This is a genomic window from Bdellovibrio bacteriovorus (assembly GCF_025558485.1).
GTDB lineage: Bacteria > Bdellovibrionota > Bdellovibrionia > Bdellovibrionales > Bdellovibrionaceae > Bdellovibrio > Bdellovibrio bacteriovorus_G.
Window position 1 is genome coordinate 1,614,521 of sequence record NZ_CP102930.1, and the last position, 23,218, is coordinate 1,637,738.

General features: G+C 49.4%; 18 protein-coding genes. 5 read left to right on the forward strand and 13 right to left on the reverse strand.

Features of this window, described 5'->3' with window-relative positions; translation table 11 throughout:
* Nucleotides 1-279, forward strand: coding sequence for a chorismate mutase (locus EZJ49_RS08095; protein ID WP_262555829.1), 279 nt, complete (start codon nt 1-3; stop codon nt 277-279).
* Nucleotides 280-283: 4 nt separating this feature from the next.
* Here EZJ49_RS08095 and EZJ49_RS08100 read toward each other — a convergent pair whose 3' ends face one another.
* On the reverse strand, nt 284-2,842 hold the full coding sequence (locus EZJ49_RS08100; RefSeq protein WP_262555831.1) for a U32 family peptidase: 2,559 nt from the start codon (nt 2,840-2,842) through the stop codon (nt 284-286).
* A 291-nt stretch (nt 2,843-3,133) separates the two neighbouring features.
* Here EZJ49_RS08100 and EZJ49_RS08105 point away from each other — a divergent pair, with 291 nt between their 5' ends.
* Entirely contained in the window at nt 3,134-4,420 is a 1,287-nt protein-coding gene (locus tag EZJ49_RS08105) for a beta-sandwich domain-containing protein (RefSeq protein ID WP_262555833.1), read from the forward strand.
* Nucleotides 4,421-4,469: 49 nt separating this feature from the next.
* On the opposite strand, the gene EZJ49_RS08110 is transcribed toward EZJ49_RS08105, so the two are convergent.
* The 9 genes from EZJ49_RS08110 to EZJ49_RS08150 all read right to left on the reverse strand — a co-directional run bounded on the left by EZJ49_RS08110 (nt 4,470) and on the right by EZJ49_RS08150 (nt 12,653).
* Nucleotides 4,470-4,811 carry an ankyrin repeat domain-containing protein gene (locus tag EZJ49_RS08110; RefSeq protein WP_262555834.1) on the reverse strand — a complete coding sequence of 114 codons (342 nt, stop codon included), beginning with the start codon at nt 4,809-4,811 and terminating at the stop codon, nt 4,470-4,472.
* Between the two features lie 245 nt (nt 4,812-5,056).
* Nucleotides 5,057-6,349: a beta-sandwich domain-containing protein gene (locus tag EZJ49_RS08115; protein WP_262555836.1), complete on the reverse strand. Its 1,293-nt coding sequence runs from the start codon at nt 6,347-6,349 to the stop codon at nt 5,057-5,059.
* Nucleotides 6,350-6,420: 71 nt separating this feature from the next.
* Nucleotides 6,421-7,995 carry a L,D-transpeptidase family protein gene (locus tag EZJ49_RS08120; RefSeq protein WP_262555838.1) on the reverse strand — a complete coding sequence of 525 codons (1,575 nt, stop codon included), beginning with the start codon at nt 7,993-7,995 and terminating at the stop codon, nt 6,421-6,423.
* Nucleotides 7,996-8,177: 182 nt separating this feature from the next.
* Nucleotides 8,178-8,552, reverse strand: a complete 375-nt coding sequence (locus EZJ49_RS08125; protein ID WP_262555840.1) for a hypothetical protein — start codon at nt 8,550-8,552, stop codon at nt 8,178-8,180.
* 67 nt (nt 8,553-8,619) lie between these two features.
* Nucleotides 8,620-8,808, reverse strand: coding sequence for a hypothetical protein (locus EZJ49_RS08130; protein WP_262555841.1), 189 nt, complete (start codon nt 8,806-8,808; stop codon nt 8,620-8,622).
* Nucleotides 8,809-8,980: 172 nt separating this feature from the next.
* Nucleotides 8,981-9,742 carry a substrate-binding periplasmic protein gene (locus EZJ49_RS08135; RefSeq protein ID WP_262555843.1) on the reverse strand — a complete coding sequence of 254 codons (762 nt, stop codon included), beginning with the start codon at nt 9,740-9,742 and terminating at the stop codon, nt 8,981-8,983.
* Nucleotides 9,739-10,110, reverse strand: a complete 372-nt coding sequence (locus EZJ49_RS08140) for an META domain-containing protein (protein WP_262555845.1) — start codon at nt 10,108-10,110, stop codon at nt 9,739-9,741. The genes EZJ49_RS08135 and EZJ49_RS08140 overlap by 4 nt, the downstream gene beginning before the upstream one ends.
* Nucleotides 10,111-10,193: 83 nt before the next feature.
* Nucleotides 10,194-10,823 (reverse strand): hypothetical protein, encoded by a 630-nt coding sequence (locus EZJ49_RS08145; protein WP_262555847.1) that lies wholly within the window; start codon nt 10,821-10,823, stop codon nt 10,194-10,196.
* Between the two features lie 84 nt (nt 10,824-10,907).
* Entirely contained in the window at nt 10,908-12,653 is a 1,746-nt protein-coding gene (locus EZJ49_RS08150; protein ID WP_262555849.1) for an OmpA family protein, read from the reverse strand.
* Between the two features lie 146 nt (nt 12,654-12,799).
* Here EZJ49_RS08150 and EZJ49_RS08155 point away from each other — a divergent pair, with 146 nt between their 5' ends.
* Complete coding sequence (locus tag EZJ49_RS08155) at nt 12,800-13,945, forward strand: hypothetical protein (RefSeq protein ID WP_262555850.1); 1,146 nt, start codon at nt 12,800-12,802, stop codon at nt 13,943-13,945.
* Here the strand turns inward: EZJ49_RS08155 and udk are convergent.
* Both udk and EZJ49_RS08165 read right to left on the reverse strand, forming a co-directional pair.
* Nucleotides 13,942-14,562, reverse strand: coding sequence for a uridine kinase (gene udk, locus EZJ49_RS08160; RefSeq protein WP_410468763.1), 621 nt, complete (start codon nt 14,560-14,562; stop codon nt 13,942-13,944). The genes EZJ49_RS08155 and udk overlap by 4 nt on opposite strands.
* A gap of 109 nt (nt 14,563-14,671) precedes the next feature.
* On the reverse strand, nt 14,672-17,365 hold the full coding sequence (locus tag EZJ49_RS08165) for an RCC1 domain-containing protein (RefSeq protein ID WP_262555854.1): 2,694 nt from the start codon (nt 17,363-17,365) through the stop codon (nt 14,672-14,674).
* Between the two features lie 250 nt (nt 17,366-17,615).
* On the opposite strand from EZJ49_RS08165, the gene EZJ49_RS08170 reads away from it, so the two are divergent.
* Both EZJ49_RS08170 and EZJ49_RS08175 read left to right on the forward strand, forming a co-directional pair.
* Nucleotides 17,616-18,554 (forward strand): FecR family protein, encoded by a 939-nt coding sequence (locus tag EZJ49_RS08170; RefSeq protein WP_262555855.1) that lies wholly within the window; start codon nt 17,616-17,618, stop codon nt 18,552-18,554.
* 24 nt (nt 18,555-18,578) lie between these two features.
* Nucleotides 18,579-20,567, forward strand: coding sequence for a tetratricopeptide repeat protein (locus EZJ49_RS08175; RefSeq protein ID WP_262555856.1), 1,989 nt, complete (start codon nt 18,579-18,581; stop codon nt 20,565-20,567).
* A 2-nt stretch (nt 20,568-20,569) separates the two neighbouring features.
* On the opposite strand, the gene EZJ49_RS08180 is transcribed toward EZJ49_RS08175, so the two are convergent.
* Nucleotides 20,570-23,215: an adenylate/guanylate cyclase domain-containing protein gene (locus EZJ49_RS08180; RefSeq protein WP_262555857.1), complete on the reverse strand. Its 2,646-nt coding sequence runs from the start codon at nt 23,213-23,215 to the stop codon at nt 20,570-20,572.
* Nucleotides 23,216-23,218: the final 3 nt, after the last annotated feature.

A 23,218-nucleotide genomic window follows, 5' to 3' on the forward strand; every position in this document is an offset into this window, starting at 1 on the left:
GTGGACAGCATCGCCAGTCTTCGTCAGGAAATTGATCAGGTTCATAAAGAGCTTCACGCTCTGTTGCTGCGTCGTCGTGAGCTGACTGTGGCAGTGTGGAAGATCAAGCAAGAGCAGGGCCGGCCTTTTTTTAGCCCCGAGCGCGAAGAGCAGATTATCCAGAACTTTGTGAATATGGAACCCCATCAGCCCCGAGATCCCCAATTCGACGAGCTTCTTAAAGGCGTCATGAATTCCATTTTAAGAGAATATGAAAAATACCTAAAGTCGCAGTTCTAAGTTTTTACTTCTTACGACTTTGGTATTCTTTTTCGCGTTGGAAGTGACTTTCTGACAGACCGTAGCTTTCCACGTCTCCCAGATCCTTAATCAGAGCATCCAAGTCCTTTTTGCCCTTGATAAAGTCCAAGTGTCCCTGGATTTTGGCAATCAGTTCGGTCCCGCGTTCTTTCAAAGCTTCGTAACGGATATAGCCCAAACCAAAAGATTCCCATTCTTTTACAAAGCGTGCCGCTGATTGCGAGGTACTGTTGTACATGGTGTTGCGGCACTCCTGGTCGGGTTTAATCTGATGCCAGTTGCCGAATTGGTCCTTCAATTTCACTTGATGCTTTTCACAGGGTTTCCCGCAATCTTTAAAGCTGGAACCTTTGGACAGGAAGGCGGCAAACACACAGTGCTCCATATGGAAGCTTGGCATGTATTGATAAGCCGTGACTTCAAAGCGCTCTGCCTGGCCGGCTTGAATAAGTTCAGCCACCTGCACGTGGTTCAGGTCATAGCCCAGGCACACGCTGGAAAGGCCTTTGTCCAACAGATATTGAGCCGTCAGATGATTGGCAACGTTCAAGCTAAAGTCGCCAAGAATTTGACCGGTGTAAGAGTTTGCCTGCAAATACTGAACGGCCCCCAGATTGCGCGCCAGAATAGCGTCAGGGTTCAGATTCAGCAAATGCTTCACATTGCGGTGTTCATTGGGCTTTAAGATACGAGTCGTGGCAATAGCGACTTTCATGCCTTGCTCGCGAAGAACCTTCAAGCTGGGTTCAAAGTCCAAACCAAATTCAAAATCCAGGATCACCAGATTCAGGCCGTCAACATTCAGCTCACCGCTGGCAATAGCTTTGGCCACGTCTTCCACTTGTTCCTTGTCACGCAAAAGCAGATTCAGCTTTACGCCGGGATTGGGGGTGGCTGTGATCTTTTTGCCATGAATCCAGTTCATCACCTGGTCTTGTGGTGCAACTTCGGCATCGGCACCATTTTTAATGCGTAAATCAGTCAATTCTTTGACAAGCTTCTGGCGCAGTTCTTTGACTTGCTTGTTCGGAATAAATAACGGCGTTGCAGAATCCAGTTCACATGCAAACTCTTCGCCGCGGAAAGGGCTTCCCATTAGCGCGAAAAGCTCTTCACGCAAGTCCAAAGAGTTCAGTCCCTTGCCTCTGGCAGCCTCACAGATATTTTCAGAACAGGCCGTGACAGTGTTTTTGCTGTCAGAATAAGTCACCTTCAGAGGCTGCCCCAAAGAGGCTTCCGCGCGAATGGACACAGGCAGGCGCTTTTTTCGTTCTTTATCTTCAACACTCAAAGCGACATCACGTTTTAAGTCCTTATCGTGGTTGTAGAATACTCGGGCACCAACAAACATGCCATCCATCGCGATATCGCGTGAAAACTCCAAAGCAAAGCGGCGCGGGGACAGGGATTTCACGGCAAAGACGAATCCGCCTTTTTCCGCATTTTGGCCATTGCGATCTTTGTACACCCACAGAATACCGTCACCGGCCTGGATAAAGTCTGCCTTCAATCCTTGCTGGGCTTTGTCTTCGGTGATTTCAACTTCCAAAGAGTTCCCGTTTACGCGCAGAACTTTACCAAATTCAAAACCACGGTGGGCACTGAATGTGCCTTCCACCAGTTCCTGATGATTCACGCCATGGAACCATCCACTGTAGAAGCCACGGGAAAATGCAGTGGCCATTTGTTTTTTCAGCAGGATAGGATTTGCCAGGGCCTGGTTTCTTTGTGCGGACGTGATGGCTTCATCAAAACTGCGGGCGGCTGTCGCCACGTATTCCGGAGTTTTCAGGCGGCCCTCGATTTTAAAGCAATCAACCCCGGCCTCCAGCAGACTTGGAACTTCATTGATACCGCACAGGTCCTGTGGGGAGACCAGGAAGGACTTGCCACCCAAATCACGCTTTTCGCCATCGACGTGCATTTCGTAATTAAAACGGCAGCTTTGCGCGCACTGACCCCGGTTGGCGGAACGGCCGCCGATGCCTTCAGAAGTAAAACACTGACCGGAATAGCTGACGCACAAGGCGCCATGCACGAAGACTTCGATTTCTTTGGCGGTGTTTTGTTTGATGGCGTGAATTTCTTTAAGTGAATTTTCACGCGCCAGAACAAAGCGTTGAATGCCCAGATCGTCCAACCACTGAATGGCTTCGGCATTGCTGATGCTCATCTGTGTGGAGGCATGCACGCGCTGGTGCGGCGCCATTTGACGGATCAGGCGCACCAATCCCAGATCCTGAACGATAAAAGCATCCGGCTTCAACGGCAGGATCTTTTGCAGAACCTCGACAGCTTTTTGCAGTTCGTTTTGGAATACCAGAATATTGAAGGCCAGATTTACTTTCACGCCATACAGGTGGCAGGTGTCGATGATCTCTTTGACTTCTTCGATTTGAAAGTCATAGCTGCGGCCGCGGGCATTGAAGCCGGGGACTCCCATGAAGATGGCATCAGCACCATTGTGAATAGCCGCCATGGCCATCTCTTTGGTACCTACGGGAAGTAACAGCTCGGGACGTTTCAAATTTTGTATTTCCATGAGCGTGTTTTTAGCTAAGGGCCGCTCTCTGCACAAGGGGAATTTCCAGAGGGAAGAAGGTGCGAAAAAATCACCCGGAGCTGACCAATATCTGGGCGCAGAGTGAGAAAGGCTTAGGTTTATGTCGATCGGCCATAACTTGCTGAAATGACATATAATTTTGTAATTCAACAGGCCTTTATCTTGATTTTAGGCAGGTTTCGCATTCTTTGTTCAAGCTTTTCGGGGTTGGCGTTTCAGAATCACTATTCGCGACAAAAGTCGAATGAACTTAACCTGAAAGGAACAAAGATGGAACGTCAATGGGCGCAACGAATTTTAGCTTCTGTTATGGTGCTTCAGGCTCCGGTGTTGGCGGCGCAGGCAGATATCAGTCCTTACACCAGTGGCGCAGATCGAATGACTGCGATCAATCCTTACGCTGCATTTGAAGGCGTCGGTCGGGTCACTGATATCACCCGTAAAACGGGTGGGGGCCTGTATCGTCTGGATCTGGCAAAGCCTCTGCCGTTAACGGCGCTTAAAATCAAATCCAAGTCGGGAAAAGTAAAAATTCTGAGCACAACTCTGGTGACGGAAAAGCAGGAACGGATTCCGGTAAAAGCATTCGGTAATGCCAATCTGGCCGATACCGATCAGCCACTGGCATCTGAAGCTCTGGCTTCGACAGTCCCGATTGCGATGATCGAAATTCAAGCCGAGGCCATGGGGGGCAGTGCTGCTTTGGAATTAACAGCGATTTCCAGTCAGGAAGCTCCGCAACTGGTTTTGCGCGATGATCTGTCATGCAGTAAAAAGTTTGATGCCATCCTGAAAGAAAAACTGGATGTAGTGCAGGTCTGGGCAGGACGTGCTGAATCCAGCACACCGGATTCGTGGCAGGAAAAATACGCCAGCAAAGAGTTTACAAAGTATGTGGCTGATTTCATCACGACTTTGAAAGAATCCAAAAGTTCTTTTGCCTCAACGGAATACACCCTGACTCTTTTGAACTTCTTCACAGAACGTCACAATGTCAGTCGGGCGGGAAGTGCGGCAGAACAAGGCTATAAATCCATGGCGACAGAGACCTTTGAAGTCTTCCTGACCTCTTTGCAGACCGAACAAACCTGCCGGGTGGTAACCACGGAATCCTTGATCGAGCTCACCTTGGATTTCCAGAAAAAACAGGAATCCAGCAAGGCTGACAGCCGTGCTCGCAAGATGTATGAAATGATGGTTGGCAAGCTGGCCAAGCTGATTCCCGTGCAGTACCGCAAGGAGCTCGCGACGAAGAATCTATCCTTCCGTCAGGCGGATGGAGAAGGCTACAAATACTATAAACAGTTTGCAGCCAGCAAACCGGAAGGGCTGCTTAAAGGTGCCTATCAGGAAATGAGCACCAATGCTTACGCGCTGGCAGAGCAAGCTCTGATGAAAGAGGTTAAGGAGTTCGACAATGAAAAGACCTATCAGCTGATTGTTGAATTTCAGGCAAAATACAATGATCCTGCCAACTATCCGCAGGAAACCATGATGAAGTATCTTGTGATTCTTTCAGAGCACAGCAATTTCCTAAGAAATAGGGCGAATCAATAAAAGCCAAATCCCGGCGTGATGCAAAGTCACGCCGGGATTGCTGCGAGAGCTAGCGTCGCAGCCACTGGGATAAAAATGATTTCCAGCTTTTTCGAGTGGGGATTCCCTGCCGTCTTAGATGGGTCAGCACTTCGTGGTTCTTATAATGAAGTGCGGCTTCGATACCTGTCATATCGTCAAAAAAAGATTTCAAAAATGGATCGGCCTTGTTTTCCAAAAGGTAGATGGCCACGTCTGAATGTCCCGCCGTGATGGCCGCAACCAGTGGCGTTGCCAGAATTTCAGGATGTTGATAGTTGGGATTGACGTCATTTTCAATATGATAGCGCACCAGTTCCAGATTGCCATTCTGGGCGGCCTGATACATTTCCTTCCAATCACCAGCCGACACGGAAACCTCGGGAAGTGACCTCGAAGCGGTCCCGAACATTGGGAGCCTTGCCTAAAGCCTGAGGGCTTAAGGACGGGGTGAAAAGAATAAAAGGCAGTGCATGGCTATTACACATAGGAGTAGAAATCCTATCGTGTGAATAGGGTCATTACTAAAGCGCAATAAAAATATTTTGATAAGATGTAATGTGTATCAACTTGAATGGCTCAAAAAGAAAGGCCGGGAAGATATCCCGGCCTTTGTGGCTACTCAATAAAGAATGGGAAACCGTAGGTTTCTTCCGCCAGAATATTAAGATAGCGGGCCGCCACAGCTTGTGGGATTTCCGTGCCGCTGTTCATCTTGCCCTGATATTCCACGATCAATTGGAATCGTTGTTCGATGTCCATCATTTTCACTTCGCGTTTGAGGGCTTGTTCTGCCACCACGAAGGCATAGGCGCTCATGTTCTTGTTAGTGTCCTTCAGGAACTCGCCATCCGGAGATGCCAGGTAGAGTTTAAAGTACTTGCTTCCTTCCGTGTCGGCTTCGCGGAAGCTCAAGTTCGCAGCCGCAATTTCTTTGCGATACTGTTCCGGAGCAAAGTCGCGAATTTTGTTCATGATGGTTGTGAACAGAGGTCGCGCTTTACCATCGGCAGGCATGGCTTTGACCTTTTTGTTGAAGTCCATCGACATGCTTAGCAGCGTATCGCTTGGGTAGCGACGACAAGGCAGTTCATTTTGGATGGCAATCACAAGGACATCATAAGTGGCTGTTAAAAGGTCCTTGTATGCGGGTTCAGAAACCCCTCCGGTACGAACGGCGTTGTACTGATCCGCAAAGAAGTTCATCAGCGTTACCAGATAGGTGTGGGAAGTGTAGCTTCCCGCTGTATTCATGGTCGCGACAAAGTCCTTCACTTGTTCTTTTAACTGATTCCCCGCAAATTTTTCCTGCACAGAGCCCGGAGCACTGGATTCAGCGCGCTTCACCCACAGTTGCACAGGATCAAGCTTGTCCTTAAGCAAAGCATCGATATTGCGTTTGCACGAAAAAGACGGAATGCGACTGCCTAAAGTCAGGCGTGGGGCTTCTTTGGTTGAAAAGGCTTTAATTTCCAAAGCCGCTTCGCCGCCCATGGCTTCCGCCAGAACTTCAATGCCAGCAATGTTGGCGGCAGTTTGGAACAGCTCGGAACTAAGCGGCGTCTGGGACTCATCCAGATTAAGTCCAACATACTGACGCACCTGAATCTTTTCGTTTTTATCTGTGACCAGAGCAACAGAATAGATCTTCATGCGCCCAAGTTTGGATTTGGCCTCCAGACGAACCAGAGGAAGGGACTTGATCAGATCCAGGCGATAAAGGTCTCCACCTCGGTCGCGGGTGATTTGATCAATACGACCGACACCTTCATACTGAGGGGACTGAGGTGGTTCGGAAGGGCGAGTCGGCGGAGCCGGTGGTTTCGGCAAATCTGATTTTGGTGGCTCCGGAGCCGCGTAGGCAATTTGTCCATGAACGAGCAAGGCTAGAACAGCAGAACGTAAATACATGTTCGAACTCCTTTCGAATTTATTGCATTCAGATTTCGTACTTCGTTTAACAGGCATATTCAATTTACAGATTATTCACCTTGGAACAGGCCACGCAGAGTTCCTGCAATGGCTTTGTTCTGTCCGTATAAATCTGTCACAAAACGTACAACCCCGTCAGAGCTCATCATTGAAGTCAGATAGGCTGTATAGACAATTGTCTTTTTATAGCTGGGTACGGTGATTTCGGTGGACTTCGTCACGATCTCTCCGGGACGCGCCATCATGGCGGCAATCAGTTTGCGATCCCAAGGCGTGTCTTCCAGCAGAAACTCGGCCAGATCCAAAGGCTTTTCCAAGCGGATGCAGCCAGAGCTTAATTGACGGCTTGGGGTATCGAAAAGTTCCCTTTGATTCGTGTCATGCAGATAGATGGCAAAAGAATTTGTCAGATCAAACTTTAAAACACCCAGGGCATTTCCCAGATGCGGCAACTGGCGAATGTTCACGTCTGGTTCCACGCGTCCGTCGGCGATGCCTTTCCAGTCGATTTCAGTGGGGTCCATCTTGCGTCGGAAATCCTTGGACCAGGCTTCGTAGTGATGCGAGTTAAAGTATTCCCGAATCTGTTCATTATTCAGATTTGCCAGATCATTGACCTTGTCCTCATAGAAGATCGTGGGTGGCACGACCCAATAGGGATTGATAATGACTTTGACAATTTCGTCTCGCATGGTTGGGGACTTGCGAGCCGGGCGACCATTGACGGTGCGAAAGCTCATGACCCGGGTCCATTCAGTGGATTGGTCCATTAGAATAAAGTACGACATCGCCAGATTTACAAAGATATAGCGGCTTTCAAAGTATTGGGGGAACCAGCGCATTTTTTCCATGTCAACTTGCAACTGACGAACGCGCTCCATGCACGACACGGATAAGAAAGCCCAAACCTTGCCGTTCGGAGAAATTGCGCCATCAGGATTGATCCGCATATTCCACTGAATGTCACTGATGGCGTTAAGCAGATCGCCATCAAAACGATCATCCATCATTTTAAAGCCATAACCCAAAAGGGCCAGCCTTTGTTTGATTTCCAGAATTGTGGGGTGTTGAGAAAACAACCGTAAAGTTGTGTTCAGTGGTGTGATGGGTTTCCACTGACCGCTAAGGCAGGAGGGGTAAACCTTTTCCAATGCGGATTTGACCGCCAAATAAGGGGAATTTTGCGGGGAAATTAAATCCAAAAGACGACTGGGATCTTCCGCAGCTGTCAAAATGACGACTTGCAGTTGCTTGGGTGTCAAAAAATCTTTCTGTACAAATTTAATGTCACGCCCGACGTTCTGAGGGTTGACGCTTCCCAGATGAATATCTTTTAAAAGGCGCAGGAAGGCTTGATTGGCCAGGGGGCGAAGTTTGCTGGTATTGCCTGCGTTAAGCAAAGTCTCCATGGACTCAGTCCAATAGATTTTGGGGTTCACCCCGTGGCGCCAGGAATTCAAACTGGCGTGGCGCAGGCTGCGTAAATCCATCTGATTGAAAAGTGCATTGTAGTCGGCAGAGGCCTGCGGAAAAAAAGAAGAGCGCAGTTCTTCGGCGGGGACCTTGGAAAAAGACAGAATTGATAGCAGGAAAGCCAAGGTCGCGGAAAGGCGTGCTGTCAACATGATGGGTCTCCTTTTTTTTGATGAGACCTTATCTTTCAGAAAAATCGAACACGCGAGAACTGAAAATGACCTGACTGTATAAAGTCAGGAAGAAAAGGAGGATTGTTTAGGGGTGTCCAAGCAAAGAACACACTGACCTCAGAATGGGTGAGGCGTATTGCCTCACCCGCAAAGATGAAAAACTAAATTCCGGTGCCGTAGAGTTTCAGCAAGATATTTCCTTCGCTGGTTTTGATGGACATCTCGCCATAGTGCTCTCCCGTTGCAGTCGGGGTGAAGTAGATGTCAATAACACAGTATTCTCCTGCGGCCACTTGGTCACCGCAGTCTGTGGTGGCGGCGTACATGTCGCCAAAGATCAGAAGTTCATGAATGTCCACCGGGCGATCGCTGGGGGCATTGATGCCAATTTCGGCCAGCGCAGTTTGGTTTAACGGAACTTCACCATATTCAAGGCTAAGATAATCGATATCGGATGGGGAGATGTTGATTCGATTGATGGCATAACCGGGCAGAACCAACAAGCTTGTTAAAAGAAAAGCTGCGAGTGCTTTCATAGTTCCTCCTTTATGTGTTTATTCTAAGGAGAAGCCGACCCCCGCGCAGCATGCATAGAAACAGGGGCTAGTCTTGAGGGGGCTTCGGGCGCAGATCTTCCACTTTGACCTTGTTCTGTCTGCTCGCACGGGGAGTTTTGGATTTTTCTTCGTAGAAGTCCCCGTGGAAATTGCGCATCGGGATTTGATCCAGTTCCTTGATGAATTCGTAAGCTTTGATCAGTTGAGTCTTCAGATAGAACAGAGTTCGCGTCATTATATAGATCTCCATGTATGCTGAGCTACAGTGTAAAACAGCCGGAAAAACTTTTGTGGAATTTGGCAGAGAGCTTTGAAATCTGGACAGCCGTTCAGTGCTGAAGAAGTATTATCAGAGTCCTTCTCAAATCCTTGAGTCCAGCGAATTATTTTGTTTACCGACGTTTGATCTAGTATCGGTTGGCGCGAAGATATTTTTCGGCAATTTTCTGAGCAGTGCCGTCGTTTTTCATTTCCAGCAAGGCCTTGTTTAACCCATCAATCACGACATCCGGTGTGCTGATATGAAAAGCCATCCAGTAATCTGTGGCATACATAAAGGCTAACCTTTTGTATTTAATGTTCCAGCGTTTTTCATAGGTTTCCTGACTGCCGTCAGTGACAATGTCCAAATCAATCCGGCCTTTTTTAAAGGTTTCCATGCGTTCATCTTCGCTGCGGTAAATGCTGACTTTGAAGCCGTCTTTTTGCAGAACCTGAACTGGGTAGTCATCGAACTGGCCACCGACGGAATACTTTTTAAAACTGCGATAGTCTTGGGCGGGTTTTAACAAGGACGAATTTAAAGCCGCCAGATACACCGAGTCTTTGGCAATAGGTCCCACCCATTTAAATAATTTTTCTCGATCTTCCGAGCGCGAAGTGGAAAATACATAGTGTTTTTCTTTTTTCAGAGCGGCGCTGTAGGCTCTGGCCCAGGGCCATAAAGTGAGCTGGGTCTTTAAACCGGCGCGCTTAAAGGCTTCGCGCACCATTTCAGTGGCGTAGCCCTGGATTTCGCTATTTTCAAGATAGTTAAACGGGACGAAGTCCTCGGTCATGCCCTGATAGATGATATCCCGAGGCTGTTGATTCTTCCATTTGGCCTGACTGCCGCTGCAGAACAGAAAGACAGTCAAAAAGCCGGAAAAGATTCTTAGACAGCGATTCAAAGCTCAACCGCCTTAAAGCGGGCCATGGGGGCCATACGCGCCTTGGTCAGGATCAGTATGCCTTCACTGACGGTGTAGTTGTCGATGCCTTGCAGGATCTCGACGAAGTTTTCCTCTGTCGGCATTTGCATGCAGAGTTTTTTGGTCGAAGCCAGTTTTGAGATATAAATTCTTTGACCGTCTTTAGCCTCAAAGGCGCCGGTAAAGGCGTTGCAGCCATCGTTTCCATTCACGCGACTGTCACCGCTGTTGAACTGGATATAAACTTTTTGAGAATCTTTCGCGGCATATTTAACAGGTTGCCCCATCAGCTCGACAAGTTCCCAGCGGATGTCTTTGAAGGTGGACTGAGAAGATTCCTGTGTCATGGTAGAAGTCTCCGTGTCTTTTTCAGCAGTGGCGCAACCCAAAAGCGAGAGCAGGACCAGGGGTAATGTGCAGAGGGCTTTTTTCAAGGAAGATTCCTTTCTGTCAGATCGTCTCCGACATCTTTCATTTCCGTGGTTTCGGTGTCAATTTCCCGGGAAAAAAGATCCAGGGCGGATTGACCAACTTGTTTGGTATCATAGCGTGTGTACCAACCCACGGCAACTGCACCGGCAATGGGAATCCAGCGTGAAATGCTGGCCCCTAACATTCGCTGGGTGACCCGCAGGCCCAGTCGTTCGCAAATGCGTTCGATAACGCGCAGACTGGTTCGGCGCAGAACATAGCGTTCGCCGACACGGACCACCACATCGCGAAGCAATTGGCTGGTGCCATGTTTAAAAAGACAGAATAGCATGGCTTCTCGGGTCAGATAGCCGGACTTGCCGTGGACTGCGGCAATATCCGCGACCATCTGTGCCTGAATGCGCCAGATCGCCAGAAGGTCAGGAAGAATGGTCAGCATTCCCAAGGGGCCGGGCGGAATAGCCAGCGCTCCGGAAACGCCAGCGGACTTCCACGCGGCCATTTTTATAATATCCAAAGAAGCTTGTTGTGGATTTGCGGCCTGAGGAAGTTTGGACGTCGGGGAGGTCGTCACCAGATCATACAGAGCGCCTGCGACTTTGGAAACTTCTGCTTTTTTCTTTGTCATGCAAGCCTCCTGACAGAGTTTATTTTATAAAAAAAGCCGGTGGAGGTCCACCGGCTTTGTGTGCTCATTTTAAGACAAGAGTGTTTATTTATTATAATACACTTTCAGGACCACACGGCGATTGCGTTGGCGTCCTGTGGCGTTGTCATTCGCTGCGATGGGGCGGGATTCCCCGTACCCGATGGCCTCGATGTTTTTACGCTCCAGACTGAGTTCTTTGCTTAAAATGTCTTTCACAGTTTCAGCGCGTTTACGGCTGAGGCGTTGATTGTAGGCATCACTGCCCACAGAATCCGTATGACCTTCAACAATCAGTTTCTTGATCTGAACCTGACGTAGGTTTTGCAGGTTTTTACGCAATTGAGCCAAAGAGGCGTCTGTCAGTTGCGCTTTGCCGGAAACGAATTCCAGATTCGACAGGTCGATGGCTTTGTCCTCTTTTGGCGGTTCAATCACCTTGATAGTGGACTTGGCCGTGCGCCCCTGATGGTCTGTCACCAGAATATGCACCACCTGTTTGCGCAGTGGGGCCTCATAGAAGCCGGATTCTTCCATCGTACCCTGACCGCGAACGATACTGAAACGATATGGGGATTCGCCGCCTTCAGCTTCCACCTGCAGGGACGAGCCCGTGTAAACCTCGTAATTTTTCTGAGTGAAGCGCAAAGGACTGCGCACGGTTGTTTCGCGGATCGTGACGGTGCGAGTGACTGTGCGGCCGAAGCTGTCTTTAAATTCAAGACGGCTAAAGCCCGCTTGATCTGACGTAAATTCGCACGCACTATTCAGGCTGCCCGGGCCTTCAACAACCTGACAGCTTTCAATTTGCACATCGCCTTCGGCATAGTACTGCACCCATTCGAAGGTGTTGATGGTGGTGTCATCAGGCACAATGACAAAGGCCTTTTCAACAGGTTTTTCGCCAGAAGGCTCACTGTTGCTGGCAGGTTTCCAGTAATAAACCAAACCGGCAAACACACGATAAGCCGGGGACAGGGTTTTAATTCCCGGTTCAACCGTGGCACCCCAGTCGAAGTTCAGATTTTTATACCAGCGATGTTTCAGACCCAGCAACAAATCCAGGGAGGACGCATCCATGGCTTCCTTGTAGGGCTCTTTATCCAAAGGGTAGCTGGAGAAAGCTTCAAACACCCAGCGCGCTGTCGAGGAGAACTTGTCAGAAATACCATAGGAAACGGTCAGCTGACTTTTCAAAGGGAACATGTGGGCGTCAGATGGTGTGTCTGTTGGATTTCTGACGCGGGCTCCGACGTTGATGGACTGAATACGCGTGGCTTTGGACCAACTGTAAGCACCTTCAAGATTGAAAATTGGCAGGGAATCAGTGCCAGTGTAGGGACTGTTTTCCAGGAACGGGAAATCCACGGAACCCAAAAGGGCCCAGTGGGTGTCTTTACCCGTGGCAGAGGTCCACTTGAAACCGGGACGGAAGCTGTGAATACCTTCTGTCAGATTCACACGCACGCCATCCTGTTCTTCGGTGGAGTGACTTAGCAAAACCGGCATCTGTAAACTGAATTGCAGATTTTCAGAAAAACCGTATGCCACACCGAAGTCGTACTCAAAAAGGGAATCTTCGTAGTCAATGCGGTCCTGGGCACCCAGTGTTTTATAGACCAGCAAATGATCCTTGGCGAAATTCAGGTAGTTACTGAAAACAAAGTAGCCCTGCGGCAGCGGACGGGCGGAATGAACTGAGATAAAGTCCAGACCATCCGTGTTTGGAGAAAACGTTTGCATATCCCCCAAAACATTGGCCATTGCCGAAAGGGGGAAAAGAAGTGAAAGAAGAGCCGTCGTAACGCGCATGATGCTGATCCTTTGATGTAAACTTGTTTTCATCTTTTCAGATAGAAGTCCCTTAGAGCAAGAAGGAAAACGGCAAAATCCCTCATTTCGTTTTCATTTGTATTGGGAACGTTGAAAAGGTCGAGGGAACCTGCCATGAAGTTGGCATGCAAATGAAGTTTTTCCGGATGATTTTGGTCTCGCTGTTATTGTCTGCGGCTTCCGCGGGGGCTTTCAGTCTGAATGATTTTTCCATTTTGCTGCCTTTGCCGCGTGCTGGAGAGGAAGCTTTTTTGCTGCGTCCGGAAAGTGTCGGCGCACGGGGGGCCCTGCTGTCGTATAGAACCTATCAGCAGTTTTTCCAGTTGGTTCCGGAACATTCCAACGAAGCCCTGTGGCGTGATCAGTTGAAGGTGGTGGCTGTGCGATTGGACCCATGCTTTGTCGAGGGGCCGGGGCCATGGAACTGCCGACGCCAGATCCGCTTGGTCTGGCAGCCCGTGATTTGGGAAGAGGGTGCTTATCTGACCCGCGATGCTGCTATTCATAGTTTTTACGAATTCGATGAAAGAACTTTTGCCGAACTTTGGCAGCAGTGGCGGGGACTGGCTTCAGGGAGCCGCACGGACATTTTGCAGGTGCATCCGCGTTTAAGAACGGAAGGGTTTAAAGGCGTTTATTGGAAAGTGTTGCGCAATATTATCCTGGAATACTGCGGAGAGAAAAATCTGGTGCGCATGACCAGCATGAACGTCATGGCCGAAGAACAGCTTTGGATATTTTCAGGTTTTGATATTGTCGATGGGAAAAGTAAGTCCATGACAGTACCCAGGGTTGGCGGGCCGACGCATGCGGTGACTCAGACCTCCTTTCAGTTTCAGTCTTACACCGGCGGAATAACGCCGGAACCTGATGCGGACCGGGAATTTGCGGAACTGGTTAGTGATTCTTATAGTTTTAAAAAGCGTTATTCTGAAACGCAGGTTCGGGAACTGGTAAGAACCATTGCTGGGTACGAGAATCCGGACAAACACAATCCAGGCACTTTGGATTGCGCCAGTTGCCACATGGCGAACATGACCTATCAGTGGGCCAGAAAACAGTATCCGCAGTTTTTATGGGAAAGTGAGTTTCGGGATGCGCTCTTTACCAGTGTGTGGAACTTAAATAATTCCAGTCGCACGGATGTGGTGCGTCCCAATCAGTTAAGAGCATTTGGTTATTTTGGCAGGGATCCGGCCATTTCCCAGAGGGTGATCAATGAAACCGCCTCGGTGGCGGGAGCGCTGGTGTTGTCACCTGAAAAATTCTAAAGCAGATATCTTTGCGCCAGTCGGGATTGAACCTGGGTCAGAGCCTGACTGTAGTCCCCAAGGTCTTTTACGATCAAATGGGCGTGTTCCTTCGATGGTTCCACAAACATATTGTGCATTGGGCGCACTTGCAGTTCAAACTGCTTGCGCACACCATCCGGAGTGCGTCCGCGTTCGTGCACATCGCGGTTCAGACGACGTTCAAAACGTAAAACTTCCGGTGTGTCAAAGAAGATCGCCTCATCCAGTTCGGCGCGGACTTCGCGGGAATGCAGAATCAGAATTCCATCGACAATAATCACTTTTTTAGGCTGGCTTAACAGAGTTTCTTTTTTGCGCGAATGGGTTACGAAATCGTAGATGGGAACATTTAAGGCGATGCCGGATTTTAAAATGCGCAGGCCTTGCGCCAGCAGGGAAAAGTCCAAAGCATCTGGGTGATCGAAGTTCACCGATCCACCGTCGCCGTCAAAGCGGGCGGACTGGTCAATATAGTAATTGTCTTGATAAAGGATGGAACAGTTTTCTTCACCAAGAACCTGTTGCAGTTCTTTGGCGAAGTGTGTTTTTCCCGAGCCGCTTCCGCCAGCCACGCCAATGATATGTGGTCTTTGAATCATGACAAAACCCCTGTTGAACCTTCGCAGTTTCGATATTTTAACTGCATTTTTCAATAGGGGCTTTAGGGGTTTGCAGTCTTTGCAGGACTGTCAAGTGGGTGGACAGTTAAAGATTTAGCTCCACCGGAGTGGAGGAATCCATGGGGTTGTCGATGCCCAGCTCCCCTTCAAGACCTTCCCCCCAGCACCAAAGTTTGCCGTTGGAAAGAATGGCACACGTTGTTCCTGAACCTGTGGAAACCGAGTTTGCCGGACCGGGCAGGGAGGCCAGGGTCGGTTCTTCAATGGACGGGTTCGTGGTACCCACACCCAGACGGCCATTATTATTAAGGCCCCAGCATTTGACGGTGCCCATGTTGGTGACTGCACAGCTCATTTGTTCACCCACGGCCACTTGCGTATAGGAGGTTCCCGCATCAATCACAGAGGGCGTCAGCACATTTCCACTGGCGGCGCCATTACCGATGGCACCGAAGTCGTCACCGCCCCAACATTTCAGTTGTCCGGAGGTTGTAACGGCACAGGTGTGCGTGGTTCCGGCAGAAACACTTTGATAGGGCGTTCCCGCATCAATGACGGTTGGAATGTAGTAGTTGGCAACATCGCCTGTTCCCAGCTTGCCGTAGGTGTTTATGCCCCAGCATTTTAAAGTGCCTGTATTGGTGACGCCACAGGCATGGGTGCCACCGACAGAGACCTGATTGTAGCTTGCTCCCACATCAATGGTAACAGGTGTGCTTCTGTTCGCAGTGGTGCCATCACCCACCACGCCGGTTGAATTTGAACCCCAGCATTTCAGGGCTCCGGAAGAGGTGATGGCGCAGGCCGAAGCCGCTGACACGGAAAGGGAAGAATAATAATCAGCTCCGCTGATCGGTGCAGGCAGGTCATGAAGGTTTGTGGTGCCGTCACCAAGTTGGCCGTTGTTGTTAAGACCCCAGCATTTGACTTCGCCAGCCATGGAAAGACCGCAGGAGAAATCATAACCCATTTTTACGTAGCTCCAGTCAACTCCACTTGGGGCGACATACTTTGGAATATTTTGCTGAGTGCCCACGGGATAGCCCAGGCGCCCGCCATTGGGATTACCCCAGCAGTAGGTGCCCATCGGGGACTTAGCGCACACACCATTGTATTGAGAGACAGCGACGCTTTCTGTTCCCGAACTAAACGGACCACGGATATTGATCAGATAGGAACCGGCTTGTAAGCCCGTTGCCACCGCCTGCAAGGACAGCAGCTTTGGCATGCGTGCTTTGATATAAAATGGTGTGGAATAGGCTCCAGTTGGAATGCTGACACTGTTGGTGGCCGTGGTCATACAGCCGTTGTCGGTGTAATAATCTGCGCCCGGTGATGGCAGTTCAATATCCACGCGGTCTGCCGCAAGGACGGCTGTGTGTTGTTCATTCACCAGAATAGTTTGATAAGGGGAGTTATAGCAGAAGTCACGCGACGGACCATCACGATGACCGCGCACTTCAATTCCCCATGGAATATTCTGACCGCCTCCGCGACGCAGGGCTTGAGTCAAAGTCGTAAAGCCTGAACCGGAAAGTGTGATGGTGTTTTCCCCCGCTGTGCCGGAGGTCTTAATCCAGACTGCCGTGGAGGCAGAGTAAGAGGGAATCGTGGCTTTTATGGCCGGAGTTCCTGAACAGCCAGCCGTCGTATAAATGGAAAGTCCGGGGCCAGTGCTGAAATCAACTGTTCCCGGAGACATGGCGTTGTCGGGGTTACCACCAGCATCCATAGAGCGACGGGTGATTTTATAAGGATAGCAGAGGTCCGGCAAAACAGAGGAGGCTCCTTCCAGCTCAACACCTTTTTGTCCCAAGCCGACGATATTGTAAGTCTTGGCTTGAGGTTGCAACAATACAGAGGAAGAAATGTCTGCGATAGTCAGACTCAGGCTTCCCTGCACGTCAGGGACACGGAAGACCACATCCTTGAAATTTTCCCCCGCTGGAATTGTCGCAGTCGAGAAAGACCCCAGCGACTGAGAGCATTCTTCATAGCTTTGATAAATGTTTGTTTGCACGCCGTTCAGGAAGATAGAAAAGGTCGTGTCTGTAGGAAGAACCCCGTGTCTATTTTGATCATCGGAAAGATAAACACCGACACTGGAGCAGGCTCCTAGGATATATGTATTGGCTGGAAACCAGTCTTTGCTGCTGGCGATGCGGGTGGGGGAACTGCCGCCGGGGCCAGAGTGGTCGTCCGGAAAATCGGGACCGTCGCAGCTATCAAACCATTTTTCAGGGTCGTAGGTGATCGGCACATCCACAACCACAGTTTCGCCTGCACGAAGTTTTAAGCCTGACTTACCACCCAGCATATACGGACGTGAAAGAGCGTCGCCGAAACCTGCGGATTTAAAGTCTTTGCATTGCCCTTCAGGAGCATGGAAGCCAATGACAGAAAATTCCCGGCTTTCACCGGAAGGAACTTCCATGGTGAGTTCTCCGCCAGCAGGAACGCCTCCTGTCCAGGGGCCCACTTTTTTGGGAGTCATTGAGTTGTCGTCACGCGTGCAGGTATTTTTACGAAGTGATTCCTCGGGACCTGTGACCGTCACCAGATAGCAGTTGATCGGGGCTGAACCCGTAAAACCCGTTGGGATCGGGCGACCGTCATTTGTCGTGCCTCCGGTTGTTGCAAATGTTTCAGTTTTGGCAGCCAATGACTGGGCGGAAGGGAACTGAATGCGCACTTTGGAGGAGTCCTGCAAAGACAAACGATCGCAACCCGTAAGGCCGACAAAAAGACCCGACAACAGAAGAACGGAATAATTTTTCATGTTTTACTTGTCGGCTTTTTGATAGGCCTTCTAAATAGATGGGTGGATCTTGAAGAGTCCTTGAAGAAAATCCTGTACCGAAATAGAGCTGAAAGATTTCACGTTCGCCATAATCGGACTTTTGTCTTAATAAAAGTCCAGTCGAGGCCCTGAGACCTCGGTCCAAAAGCGAGACAACTGACAAAGTATTTTTTTAATCCAAGAATTTCTCATCTAAAATGAAATCATATTTAACAGTACAGGGATGGGTATGAACGTTAAGACAGCGTCTTTAAATACGGTTGTGGGTTTATTTGTTTTGGGGCTTGTTGTGCAGGTCTCTGCCGCAGAAAAAATGTACGGTGTCTTTATGGTTGTCAAAGGCGGGGTGCAAATCCAGTCTCCGGGCAAAGCGGAAGCCGCAGCCAAAGTCGGCGCCAAGGTTTATGAAGGTGACAAAGTGATCACCGCAGCGGATTCCCGTGCAAAGATCGTCATGTCTGATCGCAACGTCTTGAATTTGAATCCCGACACGACAATTGAAATTGCCACTTATCAGAATGACCCGGCAACGGGAAAGAAGAATGTTGAAATCAAGCTGGGTGCCGGTAAGTTGCGCGCCAATGTAGAGCAAAACTACGATGGTGAAAAGAATAAATTCCAGGTGAAAACCCCGACAGCTGTCGCCGGTGTGCGCGGAACACAATTCCAAACAGGCTTTGATCCGAAAACCAGCCTGACTTCGATTGTGACCTTTAAAGGCTCCGTGGCCGTGATGGCCGTGAATCCTCAAGGCCGTCCGATGGGTCAACCTGTGATCGTTAAAAAAGGTCAGATGACCACAACGGCTCCGAATGCCAGCGCACCGGAAGCCCCGAAAGCTCTTCCTAAAGAGGAAATGAAACAAATTGAAAACGACTCTTTGGCAGCGAATCTGGCTCCAGTAGCTCCACTTGCAGAAACGGGGGCCAGTCGTGAAATCGCTTCTGAGTCTCCGCCTGCGGTCAGTCCTGAAAAAGCGCCAAGCACTTCTATGATCGACAGCAAGGACATGGATATGGGAATGGCGAAGGACATCAAGCCGGTTGGAAACACGGTGATGGCTCCTCCAAGCACGACGGTTCGTGCTCCGAATACGGATACGGCTGTAAAGGACGTTCTGCGTTCGGGTGGAAAGACCAAGGTTATTATTCGTCCGACTCCTCAATAATCAAATTAAGAAGAAGACACATCTATGAAATTGGCAGCTTTGGGTATTGCGGGTGTTTTTATTGCTCATTCAGCTTATGCGCTGGATGCAAAGATTTCTCAGACACAGTCATTGGAGCTGGAGCTTCAGGATAATTCTGTTCAAGGGGAATCACGTCCCTTGCGTGTGCGGGACAGTGAATCCGGCAAAGTCGCACAAGTGATGTTACACCGCAGGGGAGGCCCCGGCAGTCCCTGGAGCGGGTTCTTTATTATTCAATTCTTTATTGGTGACAATCGGCCGCGCATTCTGGAGTTCTCTGATCCGGGACAGGCTCCGTTTTATGCCTATGCCATTCCCGGTCAGACAGTGCAGCGAATTGTTTTGTTTAAGTCGGCAGATGATCTGGCGAAGTTTGTGGCGGTTCAGGAAAAAAAACAAAAGGCCAAACCAGTGGTTGCTGCTCCGGCCGCGAAAGTTCTTTCCCCGCAGGCTGTGCGTCGTTTGGAACGACAGGAGCGTGAAGAAAAGCGTCAGCAGGAAAAAACTCAGCTGGCTTTGGAGACAGAGCAGGCCGCCCAAAGAGCCCAGTTGCTGGAACAGCAGGCGGCGTTGTCTTTGGCAGAGAAAAATCGCAAGAAGTCAGCCGCGACGAATCTGGTTAAGGAAGCTGACAAGCTTTACTCCAAACAGGATTATGCCGGAGCCGAGCGCAAGTACGCCACGGCCGTGGATATGGACCCTGAAGAGGATTCTTACTATTACCGCTATGGTGTGACCCTGTACAAGGTGGAAAACTATAACAAGTCTTTGGCAACACTTTCCATGGCGGATGTGCCTGCGGATCTGTCATTGGAAAAAGACTACTATATTGCCCTTAATCACTTAAAGTTGCGCGACTATGACAAGGCTCGCAAAGAGTTCGTCGAAATCCGCGCGGAAAACGATGCGACTTTAAGTCCGATGGCCTCATTTTTTGCCGGAAATATCGAAATGCAGCAGCAGAAATTCCCTGAAGCTCGGTCCAGCATGGAATATGTTTTGGATAATTCCAAGGACCCGCAGTTGGATCGTTCGGCAGAGGACCTGCTAAATCAGATCGACAAAATGCAGGCCTTCTACGAAAGCAAAAAAGAAAAGTATCGTTTCACCGGCTTTATCGGTGCAGTTTATGATGGCAACGTTTTGAACGTCGCAGAAAATAATGTCACCACCGACGTCAAAGCCTACCGTTTGAACTACGGGGCCAGTGCACTGGCCATTTGGAACAGAACACCGACTTCGGATTTTGGAACCCAGATTGGTGTTTCGGACTATTACAGCATGAACACCAGCTTTCAAGGGGATGCGGTTTTACAAACAGCTGACCCATTGCAATTGGATTTAAGTCTTCCGTTCCATAAAGAATTTGAATTTTCAAAACGTTCCCTGAACTGGGAACTGGTGCCCACTTATCGCAGCATCTATATGAGCCCGACGGGCGGAACCCGTTCGGAAGTGATCCGGTCTTTGGGAGTTAACACGACCTTGGCGGCCCCGGTTCAAAGTGACATGCTGATGGCAGTGCGTGTGGAAGCTTCCAAGGAAGACACCCTGCTGGATTCCTCTGTCGGGGATGACGATCAAAGTGCGCTTCGTTACGGGTTAACCTTGCTGCCCACATGGATTTTGGATCTAAAAGGGGAAAAGTCCTTAACTTTGGATGCAGGCTATCTGATCAATCAGGCGGAAGGCCGTAACTATCGTTACAAAAGATCTTCTGTCGGGCTGACTTATGCCTTTGCGGCCTGGTGGAAAAGTAACGCTAGCTTACGCGCTGAATATTCCAGTCAGAACTATGATGAAGCAGTGACCACACGTATCGATTCAAATCCGATTGTAACGGCGGCCTTTAACAAGGATTTAAAGCGTAATGTGAACTGGCTGATGAGCGTTCAATACAATGTGGGTGATTCAGACGAAGATTCTTACGACTACAACAAATTTGTTGTGACCAGTCTTTTCACTTTCACCCACAGTATTTTAGGCAAGTAGTTCTACTTGGTTTTCATCACATAGACTCCATCCCAACCTTCCGGCGGCGGGGAGTCTATGTAATCCTGACATCTTTCAATATACAATTCACAGACCGGCTCCTGTCCCTGGTAAAGATCCAGTCCGGCCTTAAACAGCTTCTGGGCTTCCGTGAACTTGCGGGCGTGATAAGTTTCATATCCCTGTTGGAACAAGGCCAGCATCTCGGCTTCTTTTCCTGAACTGGTGCCCTCACAAACCAGTTCAAAGATACGCACCGGCTCCAGCTTTCCTTTGACTCGCACACGGTCAATTTCACGAGCGGTGAATTCCTCCTGAATGTCATTGTAGGTAAATTCGCTGATCACAATTCTGGTGCCGTATTCTTTATTAATGCCTTCCAAACGTGAAGCCAGGTTGACCGAGTCCCCCATGACTGTGTAGTTCTGCACGATATTAGAACCCATGTTTCCCACGCTCATTTCGCCGGTGTTGATGCCAATTCCAATATCAATATATGGAAGACCTTTGTCGGAAAATTCTTTTTGTAATTCTTTAAGTTTCACCAGACTTTGCAAAGCGCAGCGGCAGGCATGGGCTGCGTGTTGAGAATCTTTTACCGGAGCTCCAAAGAAGGCCATGATCGCATCGCCCATATACTTGTCCAGGGTGCCCTGATTTTTAAACACGATATCAGTCATCGGGGTCAGATACAGATTCAGCACGCGTGACAGTTCCTCTGGCGGAAGCTTTTCAGAGATCGTTGTGAACCCCCGAACGTCAGAGAAAAACGCAGTCATGCGCTCACGACGCCCGCCCAGTTTCAGATTAGCGGCATCTTTTAAAAGCTCGTCCACGACTGCCGGGGAAACGTATTTCGAGAATGTGGATTTCAGTTCCTTCTTCTTTTTTTCCTCTGTGAAGTATTTAAACAACTGGATCGCGATAAATCCGGTAAGAGCACTGATATAAATCAGAAACGAATGCAGCAGGATTTGTTTGGACATAAAGAGCCACAGATCCAATGCGGCCATCAAGGCAAAGACCAGCATAAATCCGGCAATGGAAGCTAGGGGGCCCATAAGTGCCCAGGCGGTGGCCAGCAGGGTTCCGCCGATTAAAAGAATCCACGGCATCAGGGTGGATTCGGCATTCCAGGGCTTAAGGAAGTTTTTATCAAACAGATTGGCCAGCATGGTCAGATGCAGTTCTGGCCCCGGATAGTTGGCCTCCAGCGGGGTGTTACGAAGATCATACAGTCCCACGGCAGTGGCCCCGACAATAAGACTGCGGTCCTTAAAGAATTCTTTTTTATCGTATTCTTTGGTTTCATAGACAAGCTGCTTGGATTGTTGATTTAGCACGCTGGTGGTGACCTTGACGGTCGGGCTGTCATTGAAAAGTTCTTTGGCTGATACATAAGGCAGCGACATCTGACGACCATAGAAGTTAATCAAAAGCTGACCGGATCCATCCACCGGATAGCTGGCGATTTTCACCTCGGGATCTTTGGAGGTGTCGTAGATGTTAAAGGACTCCAGGGATTTTTCGCCTTTTTTACCCGTGTTCATTTTTAGCTCGGCCCGGTAGGGGCCGGACAGTAGGAAGCTTTGCAAAGCCATCGAGGGAATAAAGCTTGTTCCCAGCTTGTGACCAGAACGGAAGAACAGGGGATAGCGGCGCACGTAGCCGTCAGAATCCAGTTGGGCGATAAAGCTAGCGGTGTAGGTCGCGGGTGTTTGTAATTCCGGAATGTTCGGGGTCCATTCACCATACTGCGGGATGGGATGTGTTTTATAAGAGCTGCGGATGCGTGCCAGCAGGTTGTCAAAGCTTAGGTTTTTCAGTGCCGCAGAGTCTTTGGTGACTTGTGCATAAAGCAGAGCCACTTGCGCGCGATTTTCGCCTTTCAGGAAGACGTCCTCTTTGGTCAGCCAGGATTTGCAGTAGTCAAATAACGCCAATGATTGACGGGCTTTTAAATTGTTCTTTTGGAATGTTGAAAGTTCTTCCCGCGAGGACTTTCCCAGACTTTTCAGAAGGTCTTCTTCTTCGCGCTCTTGAATGCTGTCAAAAAAGGTTTTAAACAGCGGGGCCCAGTTCAGATCATCAATGGCGTGGGTTTCTTCATCGATGGAAAAGCTGGGATTGATTTTGACCAGTTGTTCGCCGCCGGTTGCCAGAAAGGCTTCGGCAACACACAGATCCTGATGGGGTTGAAAGTCGATCAGATTTTCACTGAAAGTCCCCAGCACCACTTTATCGGGGTTGGCTTCGATAACTTTTGCCAATGCGCTATCCGCGGTGGGGTTGGCAGCTTCGGGTTCTGCAAAGATCACGTCAAAGGAAACAGATTTAGCTCCGTGTTGTAGGACCTTGCCGGTCATTTCCGCGATCATTTCGCGGCTCCACGGCCAGCGACCGATTTCACGCACAGACGCATCGTCGATGGCAATCAATGCCACCGGAGCCTGACTTTGCACGGACGGGCGCATTTTATATTTGAAATCATTCATGCGCAGATCCAGCACTTCGGTGCTTTCCAGAAGGGGGCTGTAGGGGCGCTGAATGGCCGGTGTGCGCGAGTAATTAAAGTAGTAACTGCTAAACCACGCAAAAAAAGCCGAGATAATAATGCCAATCAAGATGCTGATTTTTTCTGTCTTCATGGT